The 19,149-nt window shown below is 56.8% G+C and carries 16 protein-coding genes; 7 read left to right on the forward strand and 9 right to left on the reverse strand.

Annotated elements, in window-relative coordinates; all coding sequences use genetic code 11:
• Window positions 1-10: 10 nt before the first annotated feature.
• The 7 genes from AC2FFH_RS09765 to AC2FFH_RS09795 form a co-directional block, all read right to left on the reverse strand.
• Window positions 11-1,225: an ABC transporter substrate-binding protein gene (locus AC2FFH_RS09765; protein ID WP_496844305.1), complete on the reverse strand. Its 1,215-nt coding sequence runs from the start codon at window positions 1,223-1,225 to the stop codon at window positions 11-13.
• An 88-nt stretch (window positions 1,226-1,313) separates the two neighbouring features.
• A complete protein-coding gene (locus tag AC2FFH_RS09770) occupies window positions 1,314-1,895 on the reverse strand; it encodes an amino acid synthesis family protein (protein WP_496844306.1) in 582 nt (193 codons plus the stop codon).
• Entirely contained in the window at window positions 1,892-2,473 is a 582-nt protein-coding gene (locus AC2FFH_RS09775) for an amino acid synthesis family protein (RefSeq protein WP_113788527.1), read from the reverse strand. The genes AC2FFH_RS09770 and AC2FFH_RS09775 overlap by 4 nt, the downstream gene beginning before the upstream one ends.
• The gene (locus AC2FFH_RS09780) at window positions 2,466-3,329 is read right to left on the reverse strand and encodes a UPF0280 family protein (protein WP_496739110.1); all 864 of its coding nucleotides are present in this window, start codon (window positions 3,327-3,329) and stop codon (window positions 2,466-2,468) included. Before AC2FFH_RS09780 ends, AC2FFH_RS09775 begins: the two co-directional genes overlap by 8 nt.
• 6 nt (window positions 3,330-3,335) lie before the next feature.
• Window positions 3,336-4,829 (reverse strand): 6-hydroxynicotinate reductase, encoded by a 1,494-nt coding sequence (locus AC2FFH_RS09785; RefSeq protein WP_496844307.1) that lies wholly within the window; start codon window positions 4,827-4,829, stop codon window positions 3,336-3,338.
• Entirely contained in the window at window positions 4,819-7,569 is a 2,751-nt protein-coding gene (locus tag AC2FFH_RS09790; protein ID WP_496766279.1) for a molybdopterin-dependent oxidoreductase, read from the reverse strand. Before AC2FFH_RS09790 ends, AC2FFH_RS09785 begins: the two co-directional genes overlap by 11 nt.
• Window positions 7,562-8,395, reverse strand: coding sequence for an FAD binding domain-containing protein (locus AC2FFH_RS09795; RefSeq protein WP_496766281.1), 834 nt, complete (start codon window positions 8,393-8,395; stop codon window positions 7,562-7,564). The genes AC2FFH_RS09790 and AC2FFH_RS09795 overlap by 8 nt, the downstream gene beginning before the upstream one ends.
• Window positions 8,396-8,773: 378 nt before the next feature.
• Between AC2FFH_RS09795 and AC2FFH_RS09800 the strand changes: the two genes are divergently transcribed.
• The 5 genes from AC2FFH_RS09800 (at window position 8,774) to AC2FFH_RS09820 (ending at window position 13,801) form a co-directional block, all read left to right on the forward strand.
• Complete coding sequence (locus AC2FFH_RS09800; RefSeq protein WP_496837136.1) at window positions 8,774-10,018, forward strand: branched-chain amino acid ABC transporter substrate-binding protein; 1,245 nt, start codon at window positions 8,774-8,776, stop codon at window positions 10,016-10,018.
• Window positions 10,019-10,099: 81 nt separating this feature from the next.
• Window positions 10,100-11,056, forward strand: a complete 957-nt coding sequence (locus tag AC2FFH_RS09805; protein ID WP_109311132.1) for a branched-chain amino acid ABC transporter permease — start codon at window positions 10,100-10,102, stop codon at window positions 11,054-11,056.
• Complete coding sequence (locus AC2FFH_RS09810; protein ID WP_496778387.1) at window positions 11,053-12,339, forward strand: branched-chain amino acid ABC transporter permease; 1,287 nt, start codon at window positions 11,053-11,055, stop codon at window positions 12,337-12,339. The genes AC2FFH_RS09805 and AC2FFH_RS09810 overlap by 4 nt, the downstream gene beginning before the upstream one ends.
• Window positions 12,336-13,100 carry an ABC transporter ATP-binding protein gene (locus AC2FFH_RS09815; protein WP_496734790.1) on the forward strand — a complete coding sequence of 255 codons (765 nt, stop codon included), beginning with the start codon at window positions 12,336-12,338 and terminating at the stop codon, window positions 13,098-13,100. The genes AC2FFH_RS09810 and AC2FFH_RS09815 overlap by 4 nt, the downstream gene beginning before the upstream one ends.
• A complete protein-coding gene (locus tag AC2FFH_RS09820; RefSeq protein ID WP_496724825.1) occupies window positions 13,100-13,801 on the forward strand; it encodes an ABC transporter ATP-binding protein in 702 nt (233 codons plus the stop codon). The genes AC2FFH_RS09815 and AC2FFH_RS09820 overlap by 1 nt, the downstream gene beginning before the upstream one ends.
• 112 nt (window positions 13,802-13,913) lie before the next feature.
• Here AC2FFH_RS09820 and AC2FFH_RS09825 read toward each other — a convergent pair whose 3' ends face one another.
• Entirely contained in the window at window positions 13,914-15,353 is a 1,440-nt protein-coding gene (locus tag AC2FFH_RS09825; protein WP_496766287.1) for a coniferyl aldehyde dehydrogenase, read from the reverse strand.
• A 186-nt stretch (window positions 15,354-15,539) separates the two neighbouring features.
• Between AC2FFH_RS09825 and AC2FFH_RS09830 the strand changes: the two genes are divergently transcribed.
• Complete coding sequence (locus tag AC2FFH_RS09830) at window positions 15,540-16,037, forward strand: flavin reductase family protein (protein ID WP_109311127.1); 498 nt, start codon at window positions 15,540-15,542, stop codon at window positions 16,035-16,037.
• A 108-nt stretch (window positions 16,038-16,145) separates the two neighbouring features.
• Window positions 16,146-17,696: a class I adenylate-forming enzyme family protein gene (locus tag AC2FFH_RS09835; protein ID WP_496844309.1), complete on the forward strand. Its 1,551-nt coding sequence runs from the start codon at window positions 16,146-16,148 to the stop codon at window positions 17,694-17,696.
• A gap of 174 nt (window positions 17,697-17,870) precedes the next feature.
• Here AC2FFH_RS09835 and AC2FFH_RS09840 read toward each other — a convergent pair whose 3' ends face one another.
• The gene (locus AC2FFH_RS09840; RefSeq protein WP_496766292.1) at window positions 17,871-19,058 is read right to left on the reverse strand and encodes an aromatic ring-hydroxylating oxygenase subunit alpha; all 1,188 of its coding nucleotides are present in this window, start codon (window positions 19,056-19,058) and stop codon (window positions 17,871-17,873) included.
• Window positions 19,059-19,149: the final 91 nt, after the last annotated feature.

The following is a 19,149-nucleotide window of genomic DNA, read 5'->3' on the forward strand; positions in this document are numbered from 1 at the left end:
CAACGTCGGCTTATTCCGCTGGACGCAAGGCTGCTGCGTCGTCTTCGCTGGGCAAATAATCTGCCCCGTCGGCATAGGACCAGTCGACCATCGATGGTTTGCCGTCGACTGTCCCAGTCATGCCGACATAGGCGCCCATCGTGGACTGATGGTCAGCCGCGCGGAAGGTGAAGGGGCCGGTTGGGCTGCTGTCGACGGTCAGGCCCTCCATCGCGGCTAGCAAGGCGTCAGTGTCTGTGGAATCGGCCTTTTCTAGTGCTGCGGCGATGGCGAGGATCGAGTTATATCCAACGATAGATCCGGTTTTGGGCGCTTCGCCGAACTTTTCGATATAGGCTTCAGCAAATGCCTTATGCTCGTCCGTTGCGATGTCGGTCGAGGGGTATCCGGTGACGATCCAACCCTCAGGAGCCTCAGCCCCCAGCGGGTCGAGGTATTCCGGTTCTCCGGTCAGCAATGATGCCACGTCGCGATCCTCGAACAGGAACCGCAGCGAACCTTCGCGAACAAATTTGGCCAGATCGCCGCCGAAGGTCACGTTGTAAATCGCATCCGGTTTCGAGGCCTCAAGTGCGCGTACGGTGGAACCTGCGTCGATCTTGAACAGCGGTGGCCATTGTTCTTCGACAAATTCCACATCGGGGCGCAATTTGGTCAGTTCGGATTTGAAGGCCTTCACCGCATCCTGCCCGTAGGCGTAATTGGGTGCGACAGTTGCCCATTTCACGGCATCCAACTTGGCGGCCTGTTCGGCCAGCATCGCGGCCTGCATGTGGGTCGAGGGGCGCAGGCGATAAGTGTATTTATTGCCTTTGGACCAGACAATCGCGTCGGACAGAGGCTCGGAAGCGATGAACAGGACTTCTTTCTGCTTGGCAAAATCGGAAACCGCCAGACCGATATTGGACAGGAAGGTGCCAAAGATCAGAACTGCACCGTCTTTTGAGACCAGCTCCTCGGCGATCCGGATTGCCGTGGCTGGATCACCGGTATCATCCCGGCTGATCACTTCCAGTTGCTTGCCGTCGATTCCGCCTGCAGCGTTGATTTGTTCGACCGCCAGTTCCCAGCCTTTCTTGTAGGGCTCTGTAAAGGCGGGCAGACGGGTATAGCTGTTCACCTCACCCAAAACGATTGTGTCCTGGGCCAGACTGACCCCAACCGTCAAACCGGTGAAGGACAGCGCAGCAAGCGCGCCCAGTACCGTGCGTCTGATCAGATTCATTTCAAATTCCTCCCAATGATCATTGTTCACGGCCAGTTATCCCGGCTTCTTAATGTGTTGTCAGCCCTAAAGAGCGCAGCTGCTACATTCAGCGCAGCCCGTCTTTGCCTTCTGCCTCCTCATTCGTCAGTCCGCCTACACGCGGCAGCGGTCGTCCGCTGTCGGTGATCGCAACTGCCACCATGATCTCATTCGCGCGGGGCGCGTCGTTCAACTGCACTTCGATGCCGTCAAAATGGCTGCGCACATAGGCTGCGTCCTTGTGACCAAGCGGTACGTCCAGTACCTGCCCAGGGCTGCCCATCTTCTTCGAAGAAGGCACCAAGGCAGCGCCCTTTTCGACCTCTTTGCGCAGTGGCGCGCCCAACTTGGGGTGCAGGATGGCGGCGGCATGTTCCAGCTCGCCATTCTCACCGACCATCGCAGATTTTCCGTAGCTTTCAGCCTGTTCCGGCGTGATGTTAAGGGCCTCGACGCAGCGGCGGCCCAGCAAAGCGCCCAACTCAGCACCAGTTTCCATCAGCGGTGTCAGATCCTCGACATATTGCCCGGCAAAGGGGTTTTCGATCACGGCCACAGCCACCGCCTTGCGTGTGGCGGGCGAGATCGGGCGCCCTGCCTCTATATGGGTTTCTTCAACGTTGACTGCGATTTTGCGGATCTTTGTCATCTTAGGCCGTCCTCTCCTTTGATGTCCCAGGCCTCAAGCCCGCCCGAGCGCGAATGCACCCGCGGCCCAGTTGTCATGACCAGCGAGAAAGCCAGCTCGCCTGCGCGCGGGGCGTCATTGCAACCCACCTCCATGCTGTCGAAATGGCTGCGCACATATGAGGCGTTGATATGCGTGATCGGCACATCCAGCCGCGCACCCACGCCGCCAACTTTTTTCGATGAAGGCACAATCGCGTTGGCTGTACCCAGCAACTGCCGCATCGCGTAACCACCGGGGGCATGCCACAGCGCGCCGTGTTCCAGCTCGCCGCCTTCGCCAACCAAGGACCCTTTGCCGTACCCTTGGACGTTTTCCGGACCGCCCAACATGTCGATCAGTGTTTGCGCCATTTCCAAACCTAAAGGTTTGAGGTCTTCCATAAAGCCCTGAATTTCGGGTTCGTAGCGTCCTGCGAAGGGGTTGGCGATCACGGCCATCGCAGCGACCCGCACCAGCGGCGTGTCGGACAGTGGTCCGCCTTCGTGATAGATTTCTTCAAGCGAAAACAGCTTTTTTCGCAGTTGAACGTCAGGCATATTGTGGAACCTTCTGAGTGGTTGAGATCACCAATCGGGACGCGCCCGTCTGGCAGGAGTGAGAGCCAAGAGACAGATGGGCGGCAGAGATCAAACCGCGTCCAAGCATGGTCTCGGCAGTATTCAGGCCGTGTGACAGGGCATCTTGAATATCTTGGGCAGAGAGTTGACCGACAGAAACCGGAACCGGCAGGTCGCCCAAATCGCTGTCATCGCGCAGTTGATTGGCCGGAAGGCGCCGGATGGCCGGATGCCCGGGCAGATCAACCGCGTTGGCGATCAGAGTCGCTGCCACATCGGCCATTGCTGCGTTGCTGGCCAGCACTGTAACGCTGTCGGCGATGCCAAGGCTCAGACTACGTCCGCCGCGACCCGACGTGGCAATGCCACCAATTTTGTCGCTTGCACGGATAGCAATGCGGCCCAGGTCGCACCCGTCAAGCCCACTCATGGCGATGCTATAGTCCTGACTCGAGCACAGATGCACGGCGATGTCTCCGCCATTGTTGACCGACGCGCGATCCAGGGGCGTGGCCTGTAGCATGGCCGCCAGTACTTCGTCTGCAACGGCTCCGGCAACTGCGGCCATGCGTGTAACAAACACGTTGGTATGAGGGCGGGCAGCGTCATCCATACGGCGCGCTACCCGTCCTTGAGGGCGGGCGCATTCAGCCGTCATGGGCGTTTTCAACAAAGCCAGTTCATCCACTAAGCCTTGCAGCAAGGATTGGAACCGTAACTGGGCAGCTTCAAATGCGATATCGCGCGCCCCATCTGCCTCGACGATCAGGTCGATCGGGCCGTGTTGCAGATGCAATCTGCGGCCACACGGCAATATGGCAGAGATGGGTTGCATCTGACCTTATGCTCCTTTCGCCCAGCGGTAGTTGTTCGAAGACATAGGGTCGGGCTGGTTTTCGAACTGATCTACCTTGCGGGTTTCGTCCGAGATGACATCTGCAACTGGCTTGATCTCATCCATGTGCCCCCCCAGCGTGCCATAGTCGCTGACACGCATTGTGAACTCGATGGGGGCGACCAGTGCCGGGGTCGGAACATATCCGAACGATCCTGTGGGCATATCCAGAATGTCCACCATCACGGTGATGCCGCCGCCAGGCCAAACGTAAGCTTCGGCCCCGCCGCAGGATACAAAGGTAAGCGAGTCCTTGACCGATTTCGTGAGACGAACCGGGTTTTCCGTTACACCCGCCCGCAGGCTGCCGCCTGCGCCGCCCATGAACAGAACCGAGCAGACCGAAGGTTCGCAGTTTTCGGCAATCAGCTCAGCAGACGCCTTCAGCGCCGGGGGAATCTCGACGGGCTGAGGTTTCAGCTCGGCATCCAGTCCAAAATAGCCATATTGCTCACCAGTGGTGGATACCATCAACAGGCTCATACCTTCACGCGCGAATTTCGGATTGAAATCGCCCAGAATTTTCAGCGGATCCTCGATATCCGTACCGCCCCAGCCGGTGCCGGGCTCTGCGACCTGAAAATAGCGACCCGGAGTAGAACGACGGCCATTGATTTTGATCCCCGTGGGTTCGACGTCCAGCAGTTTGCCTGCCTGATGCTCGGACAGAACGCCGGTAATGTGGTCGTCGACCACCACCACGTCATCCACATGTTCAATCCACTGCTTGGCGAACATCCCGATTGTGGCCGAGCCGCAGCCCACCCGCATCAGTTTTTCCTCGACCCCGTTGATGATGGGCGCTTTGCCGGCCTGAACAACAACCGTGGTCTCATGTCCTTCATCACCGATCACCATCTCGACGGCTTCACGATTGCACAGCCGAAGCAGGGCATCGCAGGTGATCCGGCCCTCTTTTTTGGTGCCGCCAGTCAGGTGCTCTACGCCGCCCAGCGACAACATCTTGGATCCGTATTCTGAGGTCATTACGTGCCCGACCGGCTCTCCATTTACGCGGACAACATCGCGTTCGTGGCCGATATGACGGTCGGTGTCGATCTTCACCTTGACGCCGCAATACGAGAATATCCCCTCGGTCACCACGGTGACCATATCCACGCCCGCCACGTTCTGGCTGACGATGAAGGGCGCGGGTTTGTAGTCGGGATAGGTCGTGCCCGCGCCGACGGCCGTCACAAAGGGCCGTTTTCCCTGCACGATGTCGCCGTCCCAATCTTCGGGGCCCTTACCATCCTTCAGGAACGGGACCAGACGAGTGTCTTCTGCACTTTCGATGATGGTCAGCGCATCCAGTCGGACAAGATCGCCGCCATGGTTGGCATAGCGGTCACAGGCCCCGATTTTGCCATCTGCGATATAGCACATCACCGGGCAGGCGTCGCAGCGGATTTTTTCCGTTATTGTGCGCTCAGTTGGCATCTGTCAATTCCTTGATTGCTGCGCGCATTTTTGCTGGTGTGGCGGGACCGTGAGTCAGCCGAACGCCGCAGGCGCGCTTGATTGCGTTGAATAGGGCCGGGGCTGTCGGGATCAGCACGTGCTCGCCCAGGCCTTTGGCACCATAGGGGCCGTGGGCATCCTCTTCCTCGATGATCAGCGTTTCGATCGGAGGGATGTCACCAATGGTCGGGACCAGATAGTCATGCAGGTTCTCGGTGCGGCCGGGCAGGTATTCTTCCATCAGTGCCATGCCCAGACCCTGCGCGATACCGCCCTGTACCTGACCTTCGACCAGCATCGGGTTGATCGCCTTGCCAACGTCATGGGCGGCCACGAATTTGATCGGTTTCACCGTGCCCAGCTTTGTGTCCACCTCGACAACCGCCAGATGCGCAGCATAACCAAACTGAGCATAAGGTATCCCCTGACCGTTTTCGTCCAACGGTTTTGTGGGCGGGTCATAGGTTTCTTCGGCGCGCAGGACGTAGCCTTCTGCGTCAGGCTCCAGCACAGTCAGGTCGATAGAGTGATGTTGCCCGTTGTCGTCCACCACAATCAAACCTGCGCTCAGGGTGATCATGGCGTCAGGCCCGGCGTTCACGCGGGACAAAATCTGCGCCCGCATCGATTCACCCGACAGACGTGAAGCGCTGCCAGAGACATAGGTCTGACGCGAGGCCGAGGTTTTGCCGGCATCCGGCGTGACATCCGTATCGGCCCCGATGATTTCGATCTGCGCAACCGGGACACCAAGCGCTGTGGCAAAGATCTGCGTGATCACGGTGTTTGCCCCTTGGCCGATATCCATCGCCCCTTGGTGCAGGACCAAACTGCCATCAGACCGGATGCCCGATTTGATCGTCGACGGGTTGGGCAACGAAGTGTTGCCGCACCCGTACCAGCCTGCCGCCAGTCCAACGCCGCGCTTCAAGGTATTGTTTTGTGCATTGAATGCCTGAACTGCTGTATTTTCTTCGGCCCACGCGGGACGCAGCGCTTCGAGGCAGGCGCGAATGCCGACGCCCTGATCGAAGATCTGTCCACAAACGGTGGGTACACCGTTTTCCAGCGCATTGTTGATGCGGAAATCAAGCGCGTCGATGCCCAGCTTGTCCGCCAACTCGTCGAACAGGCATTCCTGTGCGATAGCCGATTGCGGAACCCCAAAGCCGCGGAATGCGCCCGATGGCGGGCAATGCGTATGGATGCCTTTGGCTTCGGCGCGGTAGTCTGTGATTTTGTAGGGGCCTGAGGCATGCACGGGCACCCGGTTGGCTACGGTCGGACCCCAGCTGGCATAGGCGCCTGTGTTGAACAGCCCGTCAAAAGTCATCCCACTGATACGACCGTCTTTGGTTGCCCCGATCTTGACCTGCAGGTCGGAAGGGTGGCGTTTGGTGGTGGACTGCATCGACTCGGTTCGGGAATAGGTCAGTCGCACCGGCTTACCGGTTTTAAGCGCGGCAAGTGCCAGATAAGGCTGCACCGAGATATCGAGTTTTGAACCGAACCCGCCGCCGACCCCGGTCGGGGCAATACGGATCTGATCGCGCGGCATCCCCAGAATGATCTCCAGCGCGTCCAGATCCATCACCGGGGCTTGCGTGCAGGCATGGACTTCGACCCGCCCGTTCACGATCTCGGCGAACCCGGCCTCAGGCTCGATATACCCATGTTCGACAAAGCCCGAGCGGAAATGGCCTTCGACCACAACATCTGCGTTATCCAACGCGGTTTCTGGTGTTCCGCATTTCACGAAACCGGCACACATAACGTTGCCGTCGCGATCTGGGTGCAGCTGCGCGGCTTGGGGCGTCATGGCGTCAAGGGAGTCCAGCGCCGCGGGGCGTTCTTCCCACGTTACCGGAAAATCTGCTGGGTCGAATGTTGCCAGAACCTCGGGCAGGCCAATGATGGCGGCGACAGCCTCACCACGGAACCGAGCCTCGGTTTCCGCAAAGACAGGCTGGTCGGCAAAGTCGGGAATAACGCCAAAGTTGTTGCGCCCGGGAATGTCGGCCGCAGTCAGGACTGCTTCGATCCCAGGGGTCTCGTTGGCCCAAGCGTCCAGATCGCCAAGCGTAAACCCGGCGCGGTGGTGAGGGGAACGGATGACATGGATTTCCAACGTACCTGCCGGGGCAACATCATCGCCAAAAAGCTCTGTGCCTGTGACCTTGTTGTGCCCATCCACGCGCCAGATAGCGTCGCCCGCATGTCCCAGTGTTGCTTCTGGCAAAGTAGGCGCACCAGCGGCAACAACGGCATCGATAATCTTGCGATACCCGGTACAGCGGCACAAAACGCCACCAAGGGCATCCTGGACCTGTTCATTGTTTGGCTCAGGTGTCTCGCGCAGCAAAGCGACGGCGGAGGTCATCATGCCGGGTGTGCAGATTCCGCACTGCGCCGCGCCGTGGTTCTGAAAGCTGTCTGCCAAACGTTTGGCAATCTGATCATCCTGCGTCAGCCCGGACACCGTTTCCACGGACCGCCCGGCAGCCTGTTGCGCCGGAACCAGACAGGCGCAGACCGGATCACCATCGACCAGTACAGTGCAAGCACCGCAGTCGCCGGCGTTGCATCCGATCTTGACGTCGCGTGCTGACAGCCGCTCGCGCAGCATTTCCGACAGGCGTTCACCCACGCGCGGCACCGCGCTGACAGGGTGGCCGTTCAAGGTGAATTCGGTCGTGAATTCATCAGCGCGTTTATCCATGGTGTTGTCCCGCTTCTGCGATTGCCCGGACACATTGTTCTGCCACCGCGTCCAGTCGGAATGCGGCGTCTCCACGGACGTCATCAATGGGGCTGAGCGGTGCCAAATGCTCTGATGAAACTTCAACCGTTTCAGGGGATTTCCCGATCAAATCGGTTTCGAGCTGTACCAGCCTTTGTGCCACGGCTGACGCAGCCCCCGCGGCGATGCGCGCATAGTTGATCCGGTGGTTTTTATCTAGGCCGATGATGACAGAAGTCATCGTGATCGAGATCACAAGGTATCGCCGCGCGCCGAGTTTTTCGAAATGTCCAACAGTCCCTTTGGGCGGATCGGGCAGGTAGATCGCGGTCACAATCTCATCGTCGGACAGCGCCGTTTTGCGCACGCCAGTGATGAACTCTGACAGCGGAACCTCGCGAAAGCCACGGGCCGAGCCAAGTTCAACGCTGGCCTCCAGCGTCAGCAGCGGTGGCACGCCGTCAGCGGCAGGCGAGGCATTGCACAGGTTCCCTGCAATCGTGGCGCTGTTCTGGATCTGCAGGCTACCGACTTCCCGCGCTGCCATTTGCAGGCCCCTAAATGCGACGGGCAGATTGGCCCGGGCAATGTCTGTCCAGCTTGTTGTGGCTCCGATTCTCCAACGGTCATCCACAAGTTGGATGCCCGAAAGACCATTGATGCGTGTGACGTCCAATATGTCGGTTTGCAGCTCATGACGCTGCCGGGATGGGAAAAAGTCAGTGCCGCCAGCGACAACCGTCAGATCATTGCTGGTCAGCAAGTCAAATGCATCATCGAGCGTGTTGGGAGAGAGATACCGCAAAGTGTCTATCCTGATGAGAAATTTCTCGTTAGTACACAAATGATATTACGCGAACAAAAAAAATGTCAACGATTTGTTTGGGCCAGTTCTGTTTATCATGAGCGCGGGTAGAAGATTGGATCACGGATATTCAGTCGATTGAGCATTCCCCTTATTTTCAAAGCTAATTGAGGAGCAGTCACTCTAGGCGAGATGAAATTGGGCGATGTGACGGCGCAATGCCGATTTTGTTTCACGAATGTCCAGAAGTTCCAAATTCGGTCAGTAATTCGTTGACACACTAACAAACAGTCATGAATATAGTGATCGATCACTCACCCACGTGTGGATCTTACAACGGGCTGAAACCTACCGCCTGGTGTCAATAGGGAGGAAGAAATGAACAAGTTCAATTTGATGATGGCGACCGCACTTGCTGCTGGTCTTGTTGCAGGGGCCGCTGCGGCACAGGAAAAAGTACGAATCGCTTTCATTGATCCGCTATCCGGGCCATTTGCGACGACGGGCACACAAGGCCTGGCAATCTATCGCCACAGCGTCAAAGAGCTGGTGAACGAACCTGGCGGGCTGTTGGATGGGAATGCCGAATTCGAGATGGTGCCTTTCGACAATAAGATCAGCGCAAAGGAATCTCTCATCCAGTTGCAGGTTGCCATGGATCAGGGCATTCGCATCATCGCTCAGGGCGCATCATCCGGTGTGGCGAACGCGCTGACCGAAGCCGTTGCCAAGCACAATCGTCGCAACCCTGATGATCCGGTTATCTTCCTCAACCACTCGGCCGTTGACCCGGCGTTGACCAATGATAAGTGCCAGTTCTGGCATTTCCGCTTTGACGCCAATGCTGACATCAAAATGGACGCGTTGACCGATGACATTGCAGCCAACCCGGATATTAAAAAAGTCTATGTGATCGGTCAGGACTATTCGTTCGGTAAGGCTGTTGCTGCGGCCGCTCAGCGTTTCCTTCAGGAAAAGCGCCCCGATATTGAGATTGTCGGGAACGAGTTGCACCCGATCGGCAAAGTCAAAGACTTCACGCCCTACGCGCGCAAGATTGTTGGTTCGGGCGCAGATGCCGTGATCACCGGTAACTGGGGTGGCGATATGGTCGGTCTGGGCAAGGCGGTCATGGGTGCCGGTTTCGACAAGCCGATCTACACCTACTATGGCGCGACATCGGGCATCACCGCGGCCTTTGGTGAAGAAGGCGACGGAATCGTCAAGCTGGTTGGCGCAGGTCAGGTAAACCCCGCCCCAACACCAGAAGCGCAAGAGTTCATCGAAGCCTTCTATGTAAGCTTCCCGGATCTGGACTTCGGTCAGCCTCAGATGGCGAATGTTGCACCGATGCTGGCGGCCGCGATCAACGAAGTAGGCAACGCCACGGATATCAAGGCGATCGCCTACGCGCTGGAAGGTATGGAATACGACAGTATTGTCACTGGCAAGACCTTGATGCGTGAAAGCGATCACCAGACGATCCAGACAGTGACGGTGCAAGGGCAGACACCCGAGGCTGCGTTCGACTATGACAATTCTGGCCGTGGTATGGTCGCAGAAACTGTTGTCGAACTGGCGTCCAATGACTCGTCCACCACGTGCGAGATGAAGCGCCCATAACCCTCTAACCACTCTGGTGGTCCGTCCGAAATCCGGGCGGGCCGCTAGGCTACCACTCAATAAAATGCAGGGAGACACGTAATGGCGCTGTTCCTCGTGAACGTGTTGGATGGATTTGTGACTGGTTTGTTGCTGTTCATGCTATGCAGCGGTCTGACACTGATCTTTTCCATGATGGGCGTTCTGAACTTTGCTCATGCCAGTTTTTACATGCTGGGTGCTTATTTCGCCTATCAGATCAGCCTCGTCACCGGGTTCTGGGTCGGCTTGCTTGTCGCGCCATTGATTGTCGGTTTGATCGGAGCTCTGATCGAGCGATACGGGTTAAGACGAGTTCACAAATACGGGCATGTGCCGGAACTGATCTTTACCTTTGGTCTTGCGCTGCTGATTGAAGAAACGATTCAATTCTTCTGGGGCAAAAGTCAGCTTCCATTCTCGGAACCTGCCGCGCTGGATTTTGCAGCTTTCGCTATCGCTGGAAATGCTTTCCCTGCCTACAAGGTTTTCATGATCGCCGTCGCAATGGGGATCTTCCTGACACTGCTATACATTCTGACCAAGACCCGTATTGGCATGACCATTCAGGCCGCGCTCAGCTATCCCGAAACCGTGCAGAACCTGGGTCACAACGTACCGTTGGTCTTTATGTGCGTGTTTGGCGTAGGAACCGCGATGGCCGGGCTGGCCGGCGTCATCGCTGGTCCGGTTCTGGGTGTTTTCCCCGGCATGGCCTTGCAGCTGGGTTCAATCGTTTTTGTGACCATTGTGATCGGCGGTCTGGGTTCCCTTTGGGGCGCCTTGGTTGCATCCCTGATTATCGGCTGGCTTCAGACCTTTGCCACCGCCTATGACGTCACGGCTGAACAGGTGCTGACCGCGATCGGCTTTACCAAGCCAGAGATGATCTGGGATCATCCGCTGCAGGACCTTTGGACACTGACGCTGCCTCAACTCGGCCCGATCTTGCCTTACCTGTTGATGATCATCGTTCTTGTTCTGCGCCCGCAAGGTCTTATGGGGAACCGTGAATCATGAGTATCGCTAGTAAGACGCCCTTAACTGCGGGCACTACGCGGCTGATATCGCTATCAAGCGTGATGCCCTGGGCTTTTGCCGCTTTGTTCCTGTTGTGCCTGCCATTTGTGTTCCAATCCAGTTCGGCGCTGACGATCATGAACCAGATGGCAATCACCATCGTCTTCGCGCTAAGCTACAACATGTTGCTGGGGCAGGGTGGTATGCTGTCCTTTGGTCATGCGGTCTATATGGGTCTTGGCGGGTTCTTCGCCATGCACGTGATGAACATGGTCGAGGACGGGCTATGGTTGCCTTTGCCGTTTCTTCCGATTGTCGGAGGCTTGTTCGGCATGGTCTTCGCCTTCCTGATCGGTAGTTTTTCGACCCGTCGGGCAGGCACTGTATTCGCCATGATCTCGCTTGGTGTCGGAGAGCTGATCGCCGCCTGTTCCGTCATCATCGTAGTGTTCTTTGGCGGCGAAGAAGGCATCTCGGGCGACCGGACCATGGGTCCGCCAGTGTTTGGATATGAATTCCTTACACAGCAAGAGGTTTATTACCTTACTGTCGTGTGGCTTTTGGTGGCGGCGTTGCTGATGTACCTGTTCTCGCGCACGCCGATCGGGCGGATCGCCAACGCTGTGCGCGACAACGAGGAACGCGCCGAGTTTCTGGGGTATTCCCAACGCAACGTTCGCTGGATTTCCTTCTGCGCCTCGGGTTTCTTTGCCGGTGTCGCCGGGTCGTTGTTCGCGATCAACTTTGAGATTTTGACCGAGGAAAACCTGAACCTTGCAACGTCAGGCTCAATCCTGCTGATCACCTTCATTGGCGGAGCCGGCTTCTTTGTCGGGCCAATCATCGGCGCGGTCGTGTTCACCTTGCTGCAAACGGTTCTTGGCCTGCATACCGAATTGTGGGCGCTGTATCTGGGCATTTTGTTCGTGGCCTGTGTGATGTTCTTCCCGTCTGGTTTTGCCGGGTTGATTGCGATGCATCGACGCCCGCTCGCCTTGGGTAAACTGAAATTGCTGATCAAGCCGTATCTCAAGGTGGCAATCCCCGCGATCACGAGTGTCCTGTCCCTGGCCGCCATTTTGGAGATTCTGTTCCACAAGCGCCATGGATACGGCGGCGATCACGAGATGCACCTCTATGGCATTGCCTTTGACAGTGGTGGCTATCAAGCCATAGCCTTTGCAGTAATCATCGCCGCGATCTCACTATTCCTTGTGTCCCGCGTTTTGCCGGAAATCCGTGAAGCCTGGGACAATGCGAACCATGCGGAGGACCGGGCATGAGCGCTCCTGCTATCGAGCTAAGAAACCTCGAAAAAAGTTTTGGTCTGGCTAAGATCATTCAGGGTGTGAACCTGCAGATCGCAAAAGGTGAACGCCATGCGGTCATTGGGCCAAACGGGGCCGGGAAGTCGACCCTGTTCAACCTGATCACCGGGCGGTTCGCGCCGACCTCGGGCGGGGTGTTTCTGCACGGCGAAGATGTCACCGGATTGAAGCCCTTCGAGATCAACCGCCGTGGTCTCAGCCGATCTTTCCAGATCACCAACATTTTTCCCAACATGACCGTGTTCGAAAACATTCGTTGCGGGTTGTTGTGGACAATGGGGTATCGCTATTCGTTTTGGCACATGATTGGTCGGCAGCAGGATGTGACTGAAAAGGCTGAGGGTATTCTGGCACAGATCAATCTGACCGCGCGCCGGAATGAACTGGCAGGCACGCTGGCTTATGCCGAACAGCGCGCGCTTGAGATTGGGATCACGATCGCTGGCGGAGCCGATATCATTCTGCTGGACGAACCCTGCGCCGGGATGAGCCATTCAGAAACTGACCTGATCGTCGATCTGATACGCAACGTGACCGAGGATAAGACACTATTGATCGTCGAGCACGACATGGGCGTGATCTTCGATTTGGCCGACAAGATCTCGGTCCTTGTTTATGGCGAAGTGATCGAATCCGACACGCCGGACGTCGTGCGCGCATCGGTGAAAGTGAAAGAAGCCTATCTGGGCGCAAGTTTGGAAGAGGAGGCGGTGTAATGCTTCAGGTCACCGACTTGCACGCATATTACGGAAAAAGTCACATTCTTCAGGGGGTGAACCTTGAAGTGGGCGAGGGCGAAATCGTCTCGCTGCTGGGGCGCAACGGGGTTGGGCGGTCAACCACCTGCAAGGCGATCATGGGCGAGGTCGCGCCACATGGGTCGATCAAGTTCCGCGGCCAGGAGATCGCTGGTCGCAAGAGCTTTGAGATTGCCAAGGCCGGGATTGGCTACGTGCCCGAAAACCGGGATATCTTTCCCGGTCTCACAACGCGCCAAAACCTGATACTGGGGCTGAAGCCGGGCCAAAAGGACGGCGATGGCCGCTGGTGTATCGAGGACATGTTTGAGATGTTTCCCAACTTGCGCAACCGTGCGGATGTGGATGCCTCGGTCATGTCGGGCGGCGAAAAGCAAATGCTGACCATCTGTCGCGCTTTGATGGGCAATCCCGATTTCATCATGATCGACGAACCGACCGAAGGTCTGGCCCCGAAGATTGTTGAGCAAGTGGGGGATCTGCTGCTGCAGATTGCCGAGCGTGGCGTCTCGATCCTGTTGGTCGAGCAAAAGCTGACTATCGCTTTGCGTGTGACCAACCGGGTTTACGTCATGGGTCACGGGCACATGGTTTACGAAGGCACCCCGCAGGCATTGCGCGAAAATGACGAAATCCGGAAGGAATGGCTGGAGGTCTGAGGCAGTGCCACAGGCACCTTGCCCATAGTAAGCCGCGCTGTCAGCAATACCGCAAAAGGATTGAAGGGAACTTCGTAAATGCGGAGTTTCCTTCTTTTGTTGGTGCACCAGATTATTTTTTCAGGAACGGTGCCATTGTTTTAAAGAACTTCTCGCCATAGGGCGGGCGAAGAGCCTTGAAGACACCATCCATGTTGATCTGCTTGAAAATAGCCTTTGCGTGGCTGAACCGTTTGAAGCCGTGCAGGCCGTGAAAAGCGCCCATGCCACTATTCCCGACGCCGCCAAAGGGTAGGGTGTTCTGGGTCGAATGCATGATGGTCTCGTTGATGCACGCTCCGCCGGAAATGGTGCTTTCCATCACCTGCTCCTGCTCGCCCGCGTCCTTGGCAAATACGTAAGCCGCTAGGGGGCGCGGACGGGTGTTGGCAAAGCTAATGGCCTGATCCAGCGAGTCGTAAGGCAGGATTGGCAGGATCGGCCCAAAGATTTCATCCTGCATGACGTCCAGCGCCGGATCGGCGTCGACGATCAGTGTCGGAGGCAGAATTTTCTCGTTTGTGGCTGAGAGATCTTCATTGGCGGGATTGACCTGAACGACCCTCGCCCCTGCCGAGCGTGCTTGCTCCACAAGGCCCTTGAGCCGATCGAATTGGCGGTCGGTCACAATATGGGTGACATCCGGGTTGCCGGACAGAGTCGGGAAGGCCTCGGCAAGTTTTGCCGCAAGCTGGGTGGCGAATTCTTCCATCTTTGCGCATGGGACCAAGACATAGTCCGGTGCCAGGCAAACCTGACCCGCATTGAATCCTTTGCCCGCCGCAATCCGGGCGACCGCAAGGTTCATATCTGCGCTGGGGGCGATGATGGCGGGGTTCTTGCCTCCAAGTTCCAGCGTTGTCGGCACCATATGTTCAGCTGCTGCGCGAAGGACGTGCGGGCCAATGGTGCTGGCGCCGGTAAACAGCAAGTGGTCAAAAGGCAGGGCGGTGAACGCCTGCGCGACGTCGACGCCCCCGGTCACAACCACGGCTTCGTGCGGGGCGAAGTTTGCCTCTATCAGCGACTTCAAAAGGTCGGATGTGCGGGATGTGAACTCTGACGGCTTCAGCATGACCGAGTTGCCTGCCGCAAAGGCTTCGGCCATTGGGCCGATGGCCAGATAGATCGGAAAGTTCCAGGGGCTGACAATCCCAATGACACCCAGGGGTTGATAATGGATGCGACCGCGCGCGCCCAGCAAGCCCAACGGAAACTCGACTTTTGCCTTTTCAGGGCGCATCCAGCGATCAAGGTTGTCCCGCGCGAATTTTAACTGTTTTACCGTGCCAACGATGTCGGCTGCGATTGTTTCATGTTGTGACCGATTGCCAAAATCGGACGAGATCGCGTCAATCATGGCATCGCGATTATCCAGTACTAGGTCGATTAACCGCGTGATGCGATCCTTGCGTTCAGCCGCGTTTGGCACGCCATGTTCGGCCTGGTGGGCTTTTTGTGTCTCCAAAAGCGTCGCGAGGCTCTCGGCGGGGTTGGGGCTATGCTGGTTCAATACGCGTCTCCTGCGGTTGGCTTTGCGGTGTGCAACCGCCTTCCTGTTGGTCTGTGTGCCCGTTCTGTCCCCTTGGTCACAAGGGTCGGGTTTCGTTTCTTTGCCGCCGGGCTGCGAAGTCTGCGTTGACATTTATCCGGCGATGTGGAAGGTAAGTGATCGTTCACTAATTAGCAAGAGCGCAGTATGACCCTGACCACAGAAGACAGGTTCAAGACCGGCATGCAGTTGCTGGCGGCCTCAACGACCATCATCACTTCAGAATTCGAAGATTCGCGTGCTGGAATGGCGGCGACAGCGGTATGTTCGCTAACGGCCGATCCGCCAGCTTTGTTGGTTTGCATCAACCGAACAGCGCGAACATATGGCGTCGTGATGGACAGCCGAAAGTTTGCCGTAAACCTCATACCTGATGACATGACCGAGGTTGTCGGTGCCTTTTCGTCAAAAATGGACAAGGAACAACAGTTCCAGGCAGCCGGGACATGGATCAAAGGAGATCTGGGTCTGCCTGTTTTGAAAGAGTCCGTCGTGTCCTTTGAATGCGTGGTCGACAACTGGGCAAATACGAAGACACATGCGGTGTTCTTCGGTATGGTGAAAGAAGTTCACCTGAACCCGGAAAAGTCGGCGCTTATTTATGGGCGCAAGGGATTTCACAAACTCACACCGCTGGAAGGCTGATGTGGGGTCAAAGTGAATTTTCACCTGACTTCGCACGCCCTACGCCACCAAAAAACGACAATCACGTAACTTAAGAATTGCCGTGATGATGCCCGGGAGGAGACACCAATGCCGACGCTTGGACAGCTGATCGACCGAAACGCAGACCGCTTTGGAGATCAGGATGCTTATGTGGAATTGGACCGCCGTCGCAGTTGGCGCGAGTTGGGCCAGCGAACGGATGCGCTGGCGCATACGTTGCGGTCGCTGGATGTCCGCAAAGGTGATAGGGTCGGGGTGATCCTGCCCGACTGCATAGAGGTTGCGGAAACCATTGGCGCTTGCGCCAAGGCCGGTGCGATTCGAGTGGGTCTGAACTATCGCCTTGCCCCGCGCGAAATCGGCGCGCTGATTGACGACGCGGGCTTGGATGTTCTGATCGTGCAGGACACGAAAGTTGCAATCGCCCAAGACGCGTTGACCTTCAGCAAGCGCCAGCCGGTGCTGGTAGGGGTCGGTTCCCAACATGCGTTGGAGCGGGACTATGAAACCCTTATCGCATCAGCATCTGATCGCGGGGCCTTCACCCATACCCCGCATGAGCAATTGATGATCTGCTACACCACCGGTTCAACCGGTTTGCCGAAAGGTGCGATCTATCCTCACGCGTTGATGATCGAGTCGATGGGTGTAATCGCCCTGACGGAAGGTGCGGGTCCGGACGATGTCTGGTTGCACGCGATGCCGGCATCGGGCGTTCCGATCATTCACCTACTGCGTAACATGTTCCACGGCACCAAATGTGCCATTGTCGGCGAATGGGATGCTGAAACGGCGCTAAAGCTTATTGACCGTGAGCAGGCGACGATCTGCGTTCTGGTGCCAACGATGCTGAACGACCTGCTGTCTTCCGGCCTGATTACGCAATACAATTGCTCGTCGATCCGGCAGCTGGGGTATGGGTCTGCGCCAATTCCACCCGCGACAGTGCGCGATGCGCTCAAGGCTTTCGGGTGCAAGTTCTTGCAGATGTTTGGCACGACCGAGCTGATGGGCATGGGCATGATGTTGACCGCAACGGATCATGAGCGCGCTTTGAAAGACGGGCACAATTGTCTCGAAAGCGCGGGCCGGCCACTTTTCTACGTGGACGTCCGTGTCGTTGACGAGCAGGGCAATGACCTTCCCAGCGGTGAGGCAGGTGAGCTGCTGATTCACTCGCCTTACGTGATCCCGGGCTATTGGAATCAGGCGGTAGAGTATTCGGAAACCGTCCGCGATGGTTGGCTGCATACCGGGGATATCGCTGTTATCGATGCAGAGGGCTACGTCCATCTCAAGGACCGGGCAAAGTTCCGCATCAAGTCCGGCGGCTATAACGTGTTCCCGGTCGAGGTCGAAAACTGTCTGGCTGAACATGATGCAGTCGACGAAGTCAGTGTGTTCGGCCTGCCGGATCCGAAATGGGGGGATCGGATTCATGCCGTTGTCACCCTGAACTCTGATACGGCTGTTAGTGGCGCAGAACTGCGTGAGTACTGCCGGGGTAAGATTGCCAACTTCAAAATCCCGAAAGATATCGAGATTTGGGACGCATTGCCCAAAGGACCGACCGGCAAAATTCAAAAGCGCGAGATCATCGAGATTTGCAGTCGCGACGACCAAAGCGGTGCGGCATAAGCACCGTTCCTCACCGAATGCTCTTGGTCAGGGGATGAAAGCTCGAAAAACAGTGTGAGGTTTGATCGTTGAAATGCGATCAAGCCTCTTCGTTTCAATAGCCCACCTCAAATGAAGCAGGCCATCCGATTGGGCAAGTGACCCAGTGAAATCTCTGTCGCTTGCCGCGTGTACCTACGCTTCCATGTGGCGCAGAACCGATCTCTGAAAGTAGGTCAGCGGAGATTCAGCCCCAGGACCAGAGGCCATTTTGCCGACCGTGTATTTGGGCGACATCATCGCACGCTGCATTTTCTCGACGACATATACATCTTCAGTCTGGAAGTCCTGGGTTTCCAGCGGATGCACTTTCCAGTGCGAGCTTTTGATCATGCCGGATACCTTGTCATAGCCGGGGATATCTTTGACGGATCCGCGGCTCGACATCCATGATTTTGCGGCCCAGACATAAGCATGCAACCGTGTCACACCGGCGCTTACAGGCTCCATCACGGATATTGAGAAGGACCACGGGCTTGCCACGATCAGGGTCGTCGGGAACAACATGTAGACGCCGCCATAGCCTTCTTTCTCAGCATGCGGGATTTTCTTCGCGTTCCATTTGTCCATGCGCGTAGACACGAAATTCGGAACACGCGAACGCACGGTTTCATTCTCGGTCGAGTACCAAACCTGATTGTCACCATAAGGGTCCCAGATGTTCTTGTCCTGAGTTGGGCCGCCAAGGGTGTTCTTGTGCAGATAGGCCAGATGGTATCCGTCGATCGCATTCTCGAAGAACACTTTCCAGTTGCACTGCATTTCATAGGTTACAGGTTCACCGTAAGATATCAGTTCAGGGCTGGTGATGTCGTGCGGCCAGACGACATCTTCCAATCCGCTGAGCCAATCGGACAGGTCCTGATCGGGTTCGGGATTGGCAAAGACAATGCCCTTGAACACCGCGACCGAAGCTCTGTGCAGGCCGTTTTCTTTTTTGTTGATGTCCGGGAAACAGGCCTTCTGGTCAGGGATGCCACGCAGCGCGCCATCCAGGCCAAAAGTCCACGAGTGATAGGGGCACACGATCGTTTTGCCCGCATTTCCGCAGCCGCGGTCCAGCAATTCGGTTCCGCGATGGCGACAAACGTTGTGGAACGCCCGCAGTTCGCCGTCGTTTCCGCGGATTACGACCAGGGTAAAGTGCCCTGCCTTGGCCGTCATGTAATCGCCCGCATTGGCAACCTTTGACTCGACGCCAGCAAACACCCAGCTGCGCGAAAACAGTTTCTTGTTTTCCTGCGCCAGCCATTCATCTGATGTGTAGGCTTCAGAAGGCAATTCCTGGGTGGCGACCTCTGGCATTTGGTTCGGCTGTTGCATGAATGATCTCACAAATGGCTGCTAAGTTTTCATTATTGTCAAAGTTGACAGATAACCTTAAATGCGCCATATGTCAATGCAAAGTGATCGT

The organism is Ruegeria sp. YTSC003, from assembly GCF_059609785.1.

Bases quoted from the DNA above. Each gene is read 5' to 3' on its own strand.
- AC2FFH_RS09835 (WP_496844309.1), top strand. From the start codon at position 16,146: ATGCCGACGCTTGGACAGCTGATCGACCGAAACGCAGACCGCTTTGGA.
- AC2FFH_RS09810 (WP_496778387.1), top strand. From the start codon at position 11,053: ATGAGTATCGCTAGTAAGACGCCCTTAACTGCGGGCACTACGCGGCTG.
- AC2FFH_RS09800 (WP_496837136.1), top strand. From the start codon at position 8,774: ATGAACAAGTTCAATTTGATGATGGCGACCGCACTTGCTGCTGGTCTT.
- AC2FFH_RS09840 (WP_496766292.1), bottom strand. From the start codon at position 19,058: ATGCAACAGCCGAACCAAATGCCAGAGGTCGCCACCCAGGAATTGCCT.
- AC2FFH_RS09790 (WP_496766279.1), bottom strand. From the start codon at position 7,569: ATGGATAAACGCGCTGATGAATTCACGACCGAATTCACCTTGAACGGC.
- AC2FFH_RS09820 (WP_496724825.1), top strand. From the start codon at position 13,100: ATGCTTCAGGTCACCGACTTGCACGCATATTACGGAAAAAGTCACATT.
- AC2FFH_RS09785 (WP_496844307.1), bottom strand. From the start codon at position 4,829: ATGCCAACTGAGCGCACAATAACGGAAAAAATCCGCTGCGACGCCTGC.
- AC2FFH_RS09815 (WP_496734790.1), top strand. From the start codon at position 12,336: ATGAGCGCTCCTGCTATCGAGCTAAGAAACCTCGAAAAAAGTTTTGGT.
- AC2FFH_RS09770 (WP_496844306.1), bottom strand. From the start codon at position 1,895: ATGACAAAGATCCGCAAAATCGCAGTCAACGTTGAAGAAACCCATATA.
- AC2FFH_RS09805 (WP_109311132.1), top strand. From the start codon at position 10,100: ATGGCGCTGTTCCTCGTGAACGTGTTGGATGGATTTGTGACTGGTTTG.
- AC2FFH_RS09830 (WP_109311127.1), top strand. From the start codon at position 15,540: ATGACCCTGACCACAGAAGACAGGTTCAAGACCGGCATGCAGTTGCTG.
- AC2FFH_RS09780 (WP_496739110.1), bottom strand. From the start codon at position 3,329: ATGCAACCCATCTCTGCCATATTGCCGTGTGGCCGCAGATTGCATCTG.
- AC2FFH_RS09765 (WP_496844305.1), bottom strand. From the start codon at position 1,225: ATGAATCTGATCAGACGCACGGTACTGGGCGCGCTTGCTGCGCTGTCC.
- AC2FFH_RS09775 (WP_113788527.1), bottom strand. From the start codon at position 2,473: ATGCCTGACGTTCAACTGCGAAAAAAGCTGTTTTCGCTTGAAGAAATC.